12 protein-coding genes are annotated in these 14,282 nt (G+C 44.0%); 10 read left to right on the forward strand and 2 right to left on the reverse strand.

What is annotated here, in order from left to right:
• Positions 1–129: 129 nt before the first annotated feature.
• The 6 genes from mtnK (at position 130) to A361_RS05145 (ending at position 6,974) form a co-directional block, all read left to right on the forward strand.
• Positions 130–1,353: an S-methyl-5-thioribose kinase gene (mtnK, locus tag A361_RS05120; RefSeq protein WP_019382606.1), complete on the forward strand. Its 1,224-nt coding sequence runs from the start codon at positions 130–132 to the stop codon at positions 1,351–1,353.
• A gap of 13 nt (positions 1,354–1,366) precedes the next feature.
• Positions 1,367–2,428: an S-methyl-5-thioribose-1-phosphate isomerase gene (mtnA, locus tag A361_RS05125; RefSeq protein WP_019382605.1), complete on the forward strand. Its 1,062-nt coding sequence runs from the start codon at positions 1,367–1,369 to the stop codon at positions 2,426–2,428.
• Between the two features lie 395 nt (positions 2,429–2,823).
• Positions 2,824–4,095, forward strand: coding sequence for a S8 family peptidase (locus A361_RS05130; RefSeq protein WP_009335017.1), 1,272 nt, complete (start codon positions 2,824–2,826; stop codon positions 4,093–4,095).
• Positions 4,096–4,300: 205 nt separating this feature from the next.
• Positions 4,301–5,089, forward strand: coding sequence for a class II aldolase/adducin family protein (locus tag A361_RS05135; RefSeq protein WP_019382603.1), 789 nt, complete (start codon positions 4,301–4,303; stop codon positions 5,087–5,089).
• A 101-nt stretch (positions 5,090–5,190) separates the two neighbouring features.
• Entirely contained in the window at positions 5,191–6,525 is a 1,335-nt protein-coding gene (locus tag A361_RS05140) for a CoA-disulfide reductase (protein ID WP_019382602.1), read from the forward strand.
• Positions 6,526–6,626: 101 nt separating this feature from the next.
• A complete protein-coding gene (locus A361_RS05145) occupies positions 6,627–6,974 on the forward strand; it encodes a VOC family protein (RefSeq protein ID WP_064328232.1) in 348 nt (115 codons plus the stop codon).
• A 39-nt stretch (positions 6,975–7,013) separates the two neighbouring features.
• On the opposite strand, the gene A361_RS05150 is transcribed toward A361_RS05145, so the two are convergent.
• Positions 7,014–8,222: an MFS transporter gene (locus A361_RS05150; protein WP_019382600.1), complete on the reverse strand. Its 1,209-nt coding sequence runs from the start codon at positions 8,220–8,222 to the stop codon at positions 7,014–7,016.
• 266 nt (positions 8,223–8,488) lie between these two features.
• Between A361_RS05150 and A361_RS05155 the strand changes: the two genes are divergently transcribed.
• From A361_RS05155 to tatC, 4 genes are all read left to right on the forward strand, one after another.
• Entirely contained in the window at positions 8,489–9,946 is a 1,458-nt protein-coding gene (locus A361_RS05155) for an alanine/glycine:cation symporter family protein (protein WP_009335008.1), read from the forward strand.
• A gap of 178 nt (positions 9,947–10,124) precedes the next feature.
• On the forward strand, positions 10,125–11,765 hold the full coding sequence (locus tag A361_RS05160; protein WP_009335006.1) for a PhoX family protein: 1,641 nt from the start codon (positions 10,125–10,127) through the stop codon (positions 11,763–11,765).
• Positions 11,766–11,774: 9 nt separating this feature from the next.
• Complete coding sequence (locus A361_RS05165; protein ID WP_009335004.1) at positions 11,775–11,960, forward strand: twin-arginine translocase TatA/TatE family subunit; 186 nt, start codon at positions 11,775–11,777, stop codon at positions 11,958–11,960.
• Between the two features lie 55 nt (positions 11,961–12,015).
• Positions 12,016–12,741: a twin-arginine translocase subunit TatC gene (tatC, locus tag A361_RS05170; protein ID WP_019382599.1), complete on the forward strand. Its 726-nt coding sequence runs from the start codon at positions 12,016–12,018 to the stop codon at positions 12,739–12,741.
• A gap of 66 nt (positions 12,742–12,807) precedes the next feature.
• Here the strand turns inward: tatC and A361_RS05175 are convergent, their stop codons facing one another.
• The gene (locus A361_RS05175) at positions 12,808–14,064 is read right to left on the reverse strand and encodes a S8 family peptidase (RefSeq protein ID WP_009335000.1); all 1,257 of its coding nucleotides are present in this window, start codon (positions 14,062–14,064) and stop codon (positions 12,808–12,810) included.
• Between the last annotated feature and the right edge of the window lie 218 nt (positions 14,065–14,282).

Here is a 14,282-nt window from a genome sequence, read left to right on the forward strand (position 1 = left end):
CGGCTTCTTTTTATATAAAAAAATATTGTCGAACCCCCACTCCCATGATAGTATTTAGATATTTTCAAATATATTAAATTCACAAAACATAGCTACTATCAAAAAAGATTCGTATTGGAGGCTTTTTGCATGACTGTTTTTACATCCGCCTATTTTACAATGACTGAACAGGAAGCCATTGAATATGCCAAAACAAGACTGAATTATTTTGCTCCAGATGCCGAATTGGACTGCAGGGAAATTGGCGATGGCAATTTAAACTATGTGTTCAAGCTGACGGACCATAAACACAATAAGTCTCTGATCATCAAGCAGGCTGGTCCGGTTGCCAGAATCTCTGATGAATTTAAGCTGTCTCCTGACCGCAACCGCATTGAATACGAAATTCTGGATCTGCAAAACAAACTCGCTCCAGGTTTTGTGCCAAAAGTGTTTAGCTACGATCCCATTATGAACTGTACCGCGATGGAGGATCTGTCTGATTATACCATCATGAGAACAGCCTTAATGCGGCATGAAAAATTCCCGCTGTTTGCTGACCATATCTCGACTTTCCTGGTAAATACCCTTTTGCTTACTTCCGATGTTGTAATGGGGCATAAGGAAAAGAAAGAGCTGGTCCAAAAATTCACCAACCCGGAATTATGCGAAATTTCAGAGGACCTCGTCTTCACAGAACCGTTTTACGATTGTCCGAGAAATGAAGTGTTTGAAGGCACCAGGGAATTTGCCAAAAGGGAAATATGGGAAGACCCGAAGCTTCAGCTTGAAACTGCAAAGCTTAAATTCGAGTTTATGACCCATGCCCAGTCCCTTCTGCATGGCGATCTGCACACAGGCTCGATTTTTGTAAAAGAAGATTCTACTAAAATCATTGATCCCGAATTCGCATTCTGCGGCCCTGCCGGCTACGATGTCGGCAACGTGATCGCCAACCTGATTTTCGCCTATGTGAACGCGAAATATACAATGGCAGATGGTGAAGAAAGACAGGTTCAGCTGGAATATCTCGAAAATACAATGGAAGATATTATAGACTTGTTCAAAAAGAAATTCCTCCGGGCATGGGAGGAGAAAGCAACTGAGCAAACAGCCCGTTATGATGGGTTTAAAGAATATTATCTGGATGCAGTCCTGCGTGACACAGCAGCTGTCACGGGACTTGAACTGTGCAGAAGAATTATCGGGCTGGCATCTGTCAAGGATGTCACTTCCATTGAAGAATACAGCAGCAGAGCTGCAGCGGAAAAGATTTGTCTGGCAGCCGGAAAAATGTTTATTATGGATAGGGAATCTTTTAAAACAGGTGAGGATTTTGTACGTATTCTAAAAGACTGTGAAAAAAGGTTCTAAAGGAGGCAGCATGATGGGAAAACCAGTGGATGTCATCCAGTCTGTCAGATTGGATGATGAAAACGACACGCTCATTCTATTAGATCAAACAGTTCTGCCGAATGAAAAGAACTTTTTGCATTTGAAAGAATTAAAGGATATATGGGAAGCAATCTATCATTTGAAGGTCCGGGGTGCACCTGCCATTGGAATAGCGGCGGCTTACGGTGTCTATTTGGGCACAAAGCAATCAGCAGCAGTAAGCTATGAAGAACTTTATATGGATTTTAAAAAGGCGAAGGAATACCTGGCGTCATCACGGCCAACTGCAGTTAATCTGTTTTGGGCGCTCGACCGCATGGAAGCCCGTTTCCTGAAGGAAGAAGGCAAAGCTGCAGCCGAAATAAAGCAAGCCCTAAAAGTGGAAGCAGAAAAAATACGGGCTGAGGATGAAAAGGTTTGCGAGTCGATTGGACAGCACGCGCTTTCTGTACTTGAGCCTGGTTGGGGTATTCTGACACACTGCAATGCAGGTACGATTGCCACCGCTAAATATGGAACAGCTCTTGCTCCGATTTATTTAGGCCAGGAAAAGGGATATGATTTTAAAGTATACGCTGATGAAACCCGCCCGCTTTTGCAGGGGGCCCGCCTGACAGCATGGGAGCTCGAAGAAGCAGGTGTCGATGTTACGCTGATCTGTGACAATATGGCCAGCATCGTAATGAAAGAAGGCAAGATTCAAGCGGTACTTGTCGGCTGTGACCGCGTGGCAGCCAATGGGGATGCAGCCAATAAGATTGGAACTTCTGGCGTTGCGATTCTCGCAAAACATTACAAAATACCTTTTTATGTTTGTGCCCCTCTGTCAACAGTCGATCTCGCATGCAAAACAGGGGACGATATCCATATTGAATTAAGAGATTCAGAAGAAATTACTTCTAAATGGTACGAAAAGCCGATGGCGCCAGAAGGTGTACAAACCTATAACCCCGCATTCGATGTCACAGATCATGATTTGATTACAGGCATTATTACGGAGAATGGCATAGCTTATGCACCGTTTACTGAAAGTCTGTCTAAGATGTTTAAATAGGAAGAATTCCGCCTCCTGGCCAAGTGGTCAGGGGGCATTTTCATGCTTCCACTTCTATTCTTTATATCTTTAAAGCGTTTAACTAGGAAAATATCCCTGATTCCGATAAAAATAGAGTGTAATTTAACTCTTTTCATCAATCAAAAGTGCTATTTTATTTGGGGTAATCCTATAGTTTATGGAAAAATTATGAAGTAATTACCATTCAGATAGTAGAAAGTATTTGTAAACCCTCCAAAATACCTGATACTTTTTAAGAAACTATGTTTCTGTACCTGATTCTAAAGTATGAGAATTAAATAATTTAGCATATTGTTAGAGTCTGAATATTTTAAATATACTTTAAATACAACAAGAACCGACAGAAAAAATATAGATTCGAGAGGAGAAAAAGGATGAAGAAAAAAAGGGCATTAGGAGCAGCACTTCTAAGTATGACAATGGGTTTATCAGTTTTTACAGCGGGGGCATTTGCAAAAGAACCAGAGACTCAAAACGAAACCTACCGGGTATTGATCCAGGGGCCGTCAAACGCTAAAGCTTCTGTGAATTCACAGGTGGACAAGCGCTGGGATTTTGGCAGTGATGGCATGACTGCTGAAGTCAATGCAAAGCAATACCAGGCATTGCTCAAAAATAAGAACTTAAAGATTGAAAAGGTAAGCGAAGTTACTCTTGATACTGCCAGAACGGAAGTGTCCAAGAAAGATTCGGTTTCTATTCAGGCAGCGGGATATCCTAGTGATCAGACACCATGGGGAATTGCTTCCATCTATAATAACAGCAGCATTACCAGTACGTCAGGCGGAAGCGGCATTAAGGTTGCTGTTCTTGATACAGGCGTTCATACAAGCCATATTGACCTGGAAGGCTCTGCAGAGCAATGTAAGGATTTCACTCAATCCAGCCCGATTGTAAATGGCTCATGTACTGATCGTCAGGGACATGGTACACATGTAGCTGGGACGGTTTTAGCACATGGGGGATACGACGGCCAGGGAATCTATGGAGTAGCTCCACAGGCGAAATTATGGGCATACAAGGTACTTGGCGATAATGGCTCAGGCTACTCAGATGATATTGCAGCAGCAATCCGCCACGTTGCGGACGAAGCATCCCGCACAGGATCAAAAGTAGTCATCAATATGTCACTTGGTTCAAGCGGCAAAGATTCTCTAATCAGCAGTGCGGTTGATTATGCCTACAGCAAAGGTGTCCTTGTTGTTGCCGCAGCAGGAAATTCCGGATACAGCGCTAATACAATCGGCTATCCTGGAGCATTAAAGAATGCGATTGCAGTTGCAGCCCTTGAAAACGTCCAGCAAAACGGTACATACCGTGTAGCCAACTTCTCGTCCCGCGGAAATCCTAGCACTGACGGTGACTATGTCATTCAGGAAAAAGACGTGGAAGTGTCTGCACCGGGAGCAAGCATCGAGTCTACATGGTATAACGGAGGCTATAACACGATCAGCGGAACATCCATGGCTACACCTCACGTAGCTGGCCTTGCAGCAAAAATTTGGTCATCCAGCCCATCCATGAGCCATACTCAGCTTCGCACAGAGCTTCAAAACCGTGCCAAGCAATATGACATTAAAGGCGGATACGGAGCAGCAGCTGGTGATGACTATGCATCAGGCTTTGGATATCCCCGCGTGAAATAAGCAATCAGCAACATACCCCCGAAGAACCGTCCGATCCTCTGATCGGGCGGTTTTTTTTAGTAGAATGAATCTCCTCGAATTACATAATATTTCCGCGGAAATGATCATATTTTAGCGAAAAATGAAAACTTGTAAAAATTGCTGATGCAAATCACTTTTGAATATACAATAGGGAGTGGATGTAAATAGAAGGGAGCTGACAGCCATGGCTGTTCAAAATACATATATAAGCGATCGGGAAGCAAAGGAACTGATCTGTGAAATCGGCAAAAGAGTGTACAATAAAAGCTTCGTTGCAGCAAACGACGGAAATATCTCCATTAAGGTGGGCGACCATGAACTCTGGACAACACCAACTGGAGTAAGCAAAGGATTTATGACCCCTGAAATGATGGTCAAAATGGATCTTTTAGGCAACGTGCTAGAGGGCAATCTGAAGCCTTCTTCCGAAGTGAAGATGCACCTCAGAGTGTATCAGGAAAACCCTGAAGCAAAGGCAGTTGTCCATGCCCATCCGCCTGTCGCCACTTCGTTTGCCATAGCCGGAATCAGCCTGGAAAAACCTGTATCACCGGAAGCGATAGTCCTGCTTGGCAAAGTGCCGGTTGCCCCGTATGCCACTCCGGGCACACAGGAAGTTCCTGATTCAATTGCCCCATACTGCAGGGATTACAATGCCGTTCTTCTTGCCAACCATGGCGCCCTAACCTGGGGCAGGGACATCACAGAGGCCTATTTTCGAATGGAATCACTGGAACACTATGCACTCATGCTGATGTATTCAGAACACATCATGCAGAAGTCAAACGAACTAAGCACAGGACAAATTGCAGATTTGATCTCAATCCGTGAGGAAATGGGCATTAAAACAGGCGGAATACCGGTTCCTGGCAATGATAAGAATATCCTGACAGCTCCCGGTCTGCAAGAAGAAATGATCGAAAGCATTGTTCAAAAAGTAACCGAAGAAGTCTTGAAAAACGTTTTAAAATAGCCGAAGTGGGATAGCTATAAGGGTATAGTAATGTTGTATAATTTCAACCTTTTAACGAAACCTATCTTGAATACCTTATTGAAACGCGAGGAGAGATTCCGATGAAACTGCTGGTCATTGGCGGGGTGGCTGCAAGTATGTCAGCCGCATCAAAATTAAGGAGAATGGATGAAAAAGCTGAAATTACCGTCTACGAAAAAGGCAAGTTTTTATCTTACGGTGCCTGCGGTCTTCCTTATTATATATCTGGAGAAAATGATGATTACCGGAAAATGATCGCAAGAACACAGGAGCAATTTTCTGAGAGGAACATCAAAACACATCTTCAGCATGAAGTATTAAAAGTGGATACAAGCAAGAAGGAAGTAACTGTTAAAGACCTTGTATCAGGAGAAATGTTTACGGATACATACGATAAGCTGATGATCGGAACAGGCACGTTTCCCATCATGCCTCCATTTCCTGGAGCTGATCTTGAGAATGTTCAGGTGCTGAAAACAATGGAAGATGGGATGGTATTAAAAGAAATTTCCCGCAAATCAGAAGTGAAAGATGTTGTCATTGTTGGCGGAGGCTATATTGGAATCGAAGTGGTCGAAGCGATGAAAACCCTCGGCAAAAATGTGCGTGTCATTGAAATGAGCGAGAGAATCCTGGCTCCTTTCGATAAGGAAATAACAGATATCGCTGAAAAAGAAATTCGTGATCACGGTGTAGAATTGAATCTGGGAGAAAAGGTAGAGAGCTTCAGCGGCAATGGGAAAGTGGAGAGTGTGAAAACGGATAAAGGAACTTATAAAGCTGATTTAGTGCTTGTTGCTGTAGGTGTAAAACCTGCTACCAAGTTTCTGGAAGGTTCGGGTATAGAGCTGGCGGAAAATGGAGCCATCATCATCGACCGTGAAATGCGGACAAATATTGAAGGTGTTTATGCAGCGGGGGACTGCGCTCAGGTTTATCACAAAGTGCTTGAAGAAAATGATTATATCCCGCTGGGAACAAACGCGAATAAATGCGGCCGCCTGGCTGGGGCCAATATAGCCGGCAGCCATGAAAACTATGTGGGAACTCTGGGAAGCGCCGCGATTAAAATTTTTAATATGGAGCTTGGAAGAACGGGACTTTCCGAGGAAGATGCAAAGAAGCTTGGCGTCAGCTATACAACTGAATTTGTGAAAGCCGCAGATCATCCAAGCTATTACCCGAATCAGACCCCTATCTGGATCAAGCTGATCTGTGAAAAAGGAACAAACCGAATCCTCGGAGCCCACGCCATCGGCAATAAAGGGGCGGTCCTCCGAATCGATGTATTTGCCGTTGCCATCCATAATAATATGGCAGCAGAAGAACTTGGCATGGTGGATCTTTGTTATGCCCCGCCTTTTGCGGGTGTCTGGGATGCTGTCCATATCGCAAGCAACGCAGCGAAAAAATAGATTAAAGTCAGCGGAAACGCTGGCTTTTTAGTTTTCTCAGGAGGTTTTTGCAAGAAGATGTTGAATATTGTCCATATAAAATCCCTTTTATGGAGGCTGAAATGTTTACAAGAATCGATACAGTCTTTCTGCAGGTAATTGATTTCGGAAAAGCCATTGAATGGTATAGCACTGTGCTTGGCTTCCCGGTAAGATGGAGGGATGACCAGGGAGGGTATGCAGCCTTGGAAATCGGGGAAACACCTTTAACCCTTGTCCGTTCTGAAAGAGTAATTCCTTCCTCTCATATGCCATTTAACTTTTATGTTTCCGATATTGTTGAAGCACATCAGCATCTGGCAGGGCATAAGGTGAAAGCCGGCCCAATCCAGGATGATGGAACGGTAAAGTGGTTTGAGTTTGAAGACCCTGACGGCAATAAGCTGGGCGTATGCCATTTTAAAGAATAAGGAAAAAGCTGCCTCACTTTATGGCAGCTTTTTCAGTTATCAATAAGAATCCTTCGCAAGCTTGGGATGGCGATTCATCGCTCCGAGCAGAATCAGCCCGCTCAGGATGAGGAGTAAGCTTGTGACAACGAAGACTGCAGAAAAACCCAGATAGCCGGAGATCAAACCGCCGATGACCGGACCGATAATGTTGCCGAAGAAGCGGAGGCTAGTGTTGTAGCCGAGCACTTCACCTTGCATGGCAACCGGGGCTTCCTGGCGGATATAAGCGATCCGGACAGGGATGATGCCCCCGATGGTTATTCCAAGCGCAAAGCGGACAAGTACAAGCTGCCACATGTTTGAGACAAATCCTCCCGGCAGATAAAACACGCCTGCGAGGAAGAGGAGAATAACCAATGTTTTTATATAGCCATGCTGGTCCCCGATTTTTCCCCATTGCTTGGCCATCAGCAGATTGCCAAGCCCTGCAGCCGAAAAGGCAATTCCCGCAAAGAACGCCAGATTTTCAGGTCCATGCAATTCACTGACATATAAAGATAATATAGGCTGAATGCTGAAGTGTGCGATTTGAACAAGCGTTGAGATCAGCATAACTGTCAGCAAAACGGGGTTGCTGATAATACGCTGGATGACCGCCTTGCTTGAATACCGCGTTTTCTCGCCCTTTTTTGTTTGGACTTTGTGTTCTTTTGTAAAAAAGACAAGAAAGGCAGAAACAAAGATGGCGATGGAGGTCCATTTAAAGGTATCTGAAAAACCGAATAAATCAGCTAGGACTCCGCCGAGAAGGGGGCCCATCAATGAACCTGTAATGCTTCCGGTCTGCAGTGTCCCCATCACCCTGCCGGCAATTTCCTTCGGAGTCTGTGTGGATATAAACGCCTGGGACATTCCGATGAAGCCGGTAAAAATCCCCGTAAACAGTCTGAGAAAAAACAGCTGCCAGACGTTTGTCACGTACCCCATCAGGAATATGGATATGCCCATCCCGATTCCGGACAGTATCAATATTTTCCTGCGCCCAAAAAGGTCCCCGATTCTTCCCCACACAGGAGAAAAAAGAAATGCAGTCACAAATGTGATCGCAAATGTCCACCCTGACCAATGCTGTACATAAGTTGGAGAGTAGTCGCCAAAACTTTCTATATATAACGAAATAAAGGGAAGCACCATCGTCATGCTGCCTGCCACAAAGAAATTGGCAAACCACATGATCATTAGATTTCTTTTCGTCTGTTTTATCATATTTGAAACACTTCTTTCCGGTAAACATTTCGTTTCCCTAAATATATAATACTAAAAATTTCTAAAAAGAGGAAGGGTTATGCTATCAATCTAATTTTTATATATCCTGATAACCATGATAAAAACGGCTTTTTTAAGGAAAGGCCGAATTTTCTATGACATTTTTACCAGAGTCCGTGAAAAAAACATTGTCTTATAACAGTATTTATTCTATAATTCCTAATAGGAAAAAGATTCAGAATATATATGAAAAAGGGGGAAGTTGTTTGGAAGCTTTTGTTAATCAGCTAAACGGCATTTTATGGAGTACACCTGTTATTTATATCTGTTTAGCTATAGGGTTGTTCTTCTCAGTCTTAACTCGATTTTTACAGGTCCGCCATATCAAGGATATGGTACTGCTCATGTTTAAAGGGAAAAGTTCCGCAGCGGGCGTTTCGTCTTTCCAGGCCTTATCTATTGCTCTTTCCGGCCGTGTAGGAACTGGTAACATCGCAGGTACTGCCACTGCCATCGCAATGGGTGGACCTGGTGCTGTATTCTGGATGTGGGCCATTGCTTTTATCGGAGCAGGCAGTGCATTCGTTGAATCGACGCTGGCACAGATTTACAAAGTGAAAAAAGACGGGCTATACCGAGGCGGTCCGGCCTATTATATTGAAAAGGGAATCGGAATTAAATGGTTTGCCGTCCTTTTCGCTATTTCTGCATTGCTGGCTATGGCGCTTTTAATGCCTGGCATCCAGTCAAACTCAATTGCACTTGGAATGGAAAATGCGTTTGGCATTGATAAAACAGTAACAGGCCTTATTATAATCGGGTTACTTGCACTGATTATTTTCGGCGGTGTTAAGCGTATTGCAAATGTTGCTCAATATGCTGTACCATTTATGGCTGTGGGTTATATTTTAGTCGCTTTAATTATTATTGGCATGAACATTGGCGAACTGCCTGGTGTTATTTCGTTAATTTTCAGCAGTGCCTTTGGTGCAGATTCCATGTTTGGCGGAATTATCGGAAGCGCGATCGCCTGGGGAGTAAAGCGCGGTATCTATTCAAACGAAGCTGGTCAGGGTACAGGCCCGCATGCAGCTGCAGCTGCTGAGGTTTCCCACCCTGCTAAGCAAGGTCTCGTGCAGGCATTCTCTGTATACATTGATACGTTATTCGTATGTTCCGCAACTGCTTTCATGATTCTATTTACAGGCATGTTCAATACAGTTGGAGCTGATGGAAAGACTCCAATTGTAGAAAACCTTCCTGGAGTGGAAGCCGGCCCTGGTTTCACACAGGCGGCAGTTGAATCTGCACTTCCTGGTTTTGGTGCCGGATTCGTTGCTGTTTCTCTGTTCTTCTTCGCTTTTACAACAATTATGGCTTACTATTATATAGCTGAAACAAATGTAGCTTACTTAATTAATGGCAAGAACAGCAAGCTGGCTATGTTTATCCTGAAAATTGTCTTGCTTGCTGCAACATTCTATGGCGCTGTTAAAACAGCAGGCCTGGCGTGGGCGCTCGGAGATGTTGGTTTGGGACTGATGGTTTGGCTGAACTTAATTGCCATCGTTATCTTAAGAAAACCGGCCCTGATTGCACTGAAAGATTACGAAGCCCAGAAGAAACAAGGTCTTGATCCAGTATTCAATTCCAAAAAGCTTGGCATTAAAAATGCTGAGTATTGGGAAGAGGAATACAAGCCGCAGGAAGAAAAAGTATCTTAATAGAAGATAAGAGATGTCCGGCAGATGCCGGGCATTTTTTTTACAATCTTTAAACTACTTTTACAATTTTCAGGTTATTTCTTAGCATTCTCTTAATATTCATCTTTTAGTATTGTACTTGGGTTTGGTACATAAATACGATGCAAATATTATTGAATAATATGAAGAGGTGCTTAGGATGACTGAATTGAATCGCCGCAAGTTTTTAACGTATGTAGGTACAGGTGTTGGAGCATTGACTGTCGCTTCGACAGGTTTGGGGGCAATGGTACCAAAAGCGGAGGCTAAGGGTGTTGAGGCAGCCTCCCATTTATTCGGATTCCAGAAGAAAATCTCTGGATTAAATTTTAAGCCGATTGACCCGACAGATAAAGATGACCTTGTTTTACCACGTGGATACAAATACGATGTTGTGGCAGCATATGGAGATGTCATTAACAAAAAAGGCGATACATTCGGCTTTAACAATGACTTTACATTATATTTTCCAATTGATAAGGACAAGCGTGGTCTCTTATGGGTGAATCATGAATATTCAAGCGATCTATTTGTTCATGGTGCAAGGCCGGCAAATGGCAAGTATACGGCAGCGCAAATTCAGAAAATGCTATACAACCAGGGAGGATCAATTATCGAGGTATACCGTGATAAAGAAGGCACCTGGAAAATGGACACGGATTCCAAATATGCGCGCCGTATTACAGGCTTGACTCCATTCCAGCTCACAGGTCCTGCCAAAGGTTCAAAAGCAGTGGGTGGTGCAACGAATGTACAGGGAACTTTTGCTAATTGTTCTGGCGGCATGACATTGTGGGGCACGGTTTTATCAGCTGAGGAGAATTTCGAATCTACCTCAAAGGATGCAGGATTAAATGAAACACATTATGGCTGGATTGTGGAAATCGATCCGTTTGATCCTAATTTCAAGCCGCGCAAGCACACCGCCCTTGGTCGCTTTAACCATGAAAATGCAGCAGTCGGCCTGACCAATGACAATCGGGTTGTGGTTTATATGGGTGATGATAAGAAAGATGCATGCGTGTATAAGTTCATCAGCAAAAATAAATATGTAAAATCCCGCGGAAAAGCAAATGCAGACCTTCTTGAAGAAGGGACGCTTTATGTGGCTAATATGGGCAGCGGAAAATGGGTGCCATTAACTATCGAAAATGTGCAGAAAGCTGTCAAGGGGAATGCAGATCTTTTAAAGAAATTCCAAACACAGGCCGATGTGGCTGTTCACTGCCATGAAGCAGCTCTGCTTGTTGGCGGAACACCTACTGACCGTCCGGAAGATGTGGAAATCAGCCCGTTCGATAAAACGGTATTCATTGCCCACACCAACAATGACAAACATGGCAACTTTCACGGCCATATTACTAGATTTATTGAAGAGGGAGATGACTTGGGTGCACTGACTTTTGATTTTGAAATTTTCGCAGCCGGCGGAAAACAGAGTGGCTTCAGTGCACCTGATAATCTAACTTTCGATAGCCTTGGCAATCTCTGGACGGTAACAGATATGTCATCAAGCAAGCTGAATACAGGAATCTACACGCATTTCGCCAACAATGGCATGTTCGTCATCCCGACTATCGGAAAAAATACCGGCGAAGCCTTTCAGTTTGCTTCAGCTCCCGTTGAAGCAGAACTAACTGGACCATCCTTTACACCAAACGAAACAACCCTGTTCCTGTCCATTCAGCATCCGGGAGAAGAGACGGAAGACCTGAACAATCTGACAAGCAAATGGCCGCACCGCAAGGGAGATACTATGCCGCGCCCGGGAGTTGTGGCGATTACAGGCTTCAAATACTAGGAGGTTATTATGCTATCAAATATCGGGATACCAGGATTGATTATTGTTCTAGTGCTGGCGCTGATCATTTTCGGCCCATCCAAGCTTCCTGAAATCGGCAGGGCATTCGGCACAACCCTGAAAGAATTTAAAAAATCCACACGCGAACTGGTTTCAGACGAACAGCCGGAAGAAAAGAAAAAAGAATTGCTATAAGAATGAATAGGGAAGGGAGAGATATCTTCCTTCCTTTTATAGTGAGGTGAATAATATGAATAATGAGGCAGTAAATGTCCTCCAGCATTTTGAAGAGCTTCGGAAGAGGCTGATGATTATAGCGGCTGTCTTTATAGCGTTCTTGGCACTATCCTTTATTTTTGTCAGCGACATTTACCAGTGGCTGGTTAGGGATCTGGATTTTAAATTGGCTGTTCTCGGTCCTTCTGAGATTCTATGGGTCTATTTTATGCTTGCGTCTGTTGTCGCCATTGCAGCCGCCATCCCGGTAGCTGCCCATCAAATCTGGCTGTTCGTCAGCCCGGCGCTTACCGGAATGGAAAAAAAGGTAGCCTTATCCTATATTCCCGCGTTATTTTTCCTGTTCATTACCGGTATAGCATTCGGATATTTCATTCTTTTGCCGCTGGTTCTGAATTTTTTAATGACCTTATCGGGAGATATGTTCACCGCCTTTTTTACAACGGAAAAATACTTTCAATTCGTGCTCCATTTAACACTGCCATTCGGCTTTCTGTTCGAGCTTCCGGTTGTGATTATGTTCCTGACCAGCCTTGGCATCCTCAATCCCTATTCGCTGCAGAAGATAAGGAAGTATGCCTATTTCGTGCTGATTGTGGTGGCGATTTTAGTTACACCGCCCGATTTTATTTCAGATATTTTGGTTACATTGCCTCTCCTGCTGCTGTACGAGGTGAGTGTAAGCCTGTCCAAAATCATTTATAACCGAAAGCAGAAAAAGCAGGCTGTTTTGCAGTAACTATAATAAAAATCAAAACACAAAAAAAGCTTGGACCGTAAATGTCCAAGCTTTTCTATTATTCTCTTACTTAACACGAGGGAAGCCAAAGCCTGATGCATAATCGTCACCAGCTGCAGCTCCTGTTCCGCCAAGAATATCATTTTGCTTGGCCCGGTTCTGAAGCTCGCTGCGAAGCTGGGTGTGGCTCATGGATGGATTCTGAGCCCAGATCTTAGCAGCTAATCCGGATACATGAGGAGTAGCCATGGATGTACCGCTGATTGTGCTGTAGCTGCCATCATACCAGGTGGATTCAATTGCTCTGCCTGGTGCAGAGAGCTCGACATCACGCTCCTGGATTAGGTAGTCGCCATCAGTAGCAGGGTTGCCCCTTGATGAAAAATCTGCAACACGGTAAGAACCATTTTGCTGAACATTTTCAAGAGCCGCTACTGCAACAGCATTCACCAATGCGCCAGGATAGCCAATCGTGTTATCGGCAGGACCATCATTTCCGGCAGCAGCAACTACCAGGACACCTTTGCTGTAGGCGTAATCAACTGCATCTGCAATCAATGTGCTTTTAGAGCTTGAACCCAATGACATGGAAATGACCACTTTAGATCCTGTGCGGACCGCTTCATCGGCCGCATGCTTAATAGCTCCGGCGATGTCATCAGAATACCCTGATCCTCTGTCATTTAACACTTTATATGCCCAGAGATCTGCGTCTGGGGCTACCCCATAAACACCTTGTCCGTTATCACCGCCATGAGCCAGTACAGTACCCGCAACATGTGTGCCGTGTCCGTTCTTATCCCCGCAGCTGCCGTCAATTAAAGGTGACTTTCTTTGTGTAAAGTCCTTACACTGTTCAGCTTGTCCGGCAAGATCAGCATGTGCTGTATTTACACCTGTGTCCAGCACGGCAACCTTTACCCCGTTTCCGCCTGAAGTGCTTTGGATGGAGCTGTCATTATAAATGGCCTCAATTCCCCAAGGTGTACCGTCTGCCGGAGCTGATGCAGCCCCTGATCCAGGTTTTGCTGCGGTCACAGGTGAGTTCTTTACTTCTTCAACTTTATCAATCTTTAAGTTTTTATTTTTTAAAAGTGCCTGATACTGTTTAGCATTAACCGTAGTAGTAAAACCTTTCTGGCCAAAATCCCATCGTGCTCCATAGTTCGATTTTGCCTTTGCTTTTTCTGCACTTGGGCCCTGAATGACAACCCGATAGGTTTCATTGCTCTCAACCTGCTGACCGAATGCCCCTGACGCAAATACAGATAGTCCCATTGCTGCACTTAGTAATGCTGACCCAATGACTCTTTTTTTCTTCATCCAAAATCTCCTCTCAGAATATGTATGGTCACAGCTGAATAGCTGTGACTCTATTATATTTACAAAATTCAGAATAATTAAACGGACCTTTTGTACTATTTTTCTGATTTTAATGAAAATTTACATTCGAGGAAAATATTTCAATCTGTAAATTGGATATAAATGGAGTTATTTGATCCCCAACGAGGGTATAGCCTATTAAGTCAATAAAGGAGTGT

The sequence above is a fragment of the Cytobacillus oceanisediminis 2691 genome, from assembly GCF_000294775.2.
GTDB classification, from domain to species: Bacteria; Bacillota; Bacilli; order Bacillales; family Cytobacillaceae; genus Cytobacillus; species Cytobacillus pseudoceanisediminis.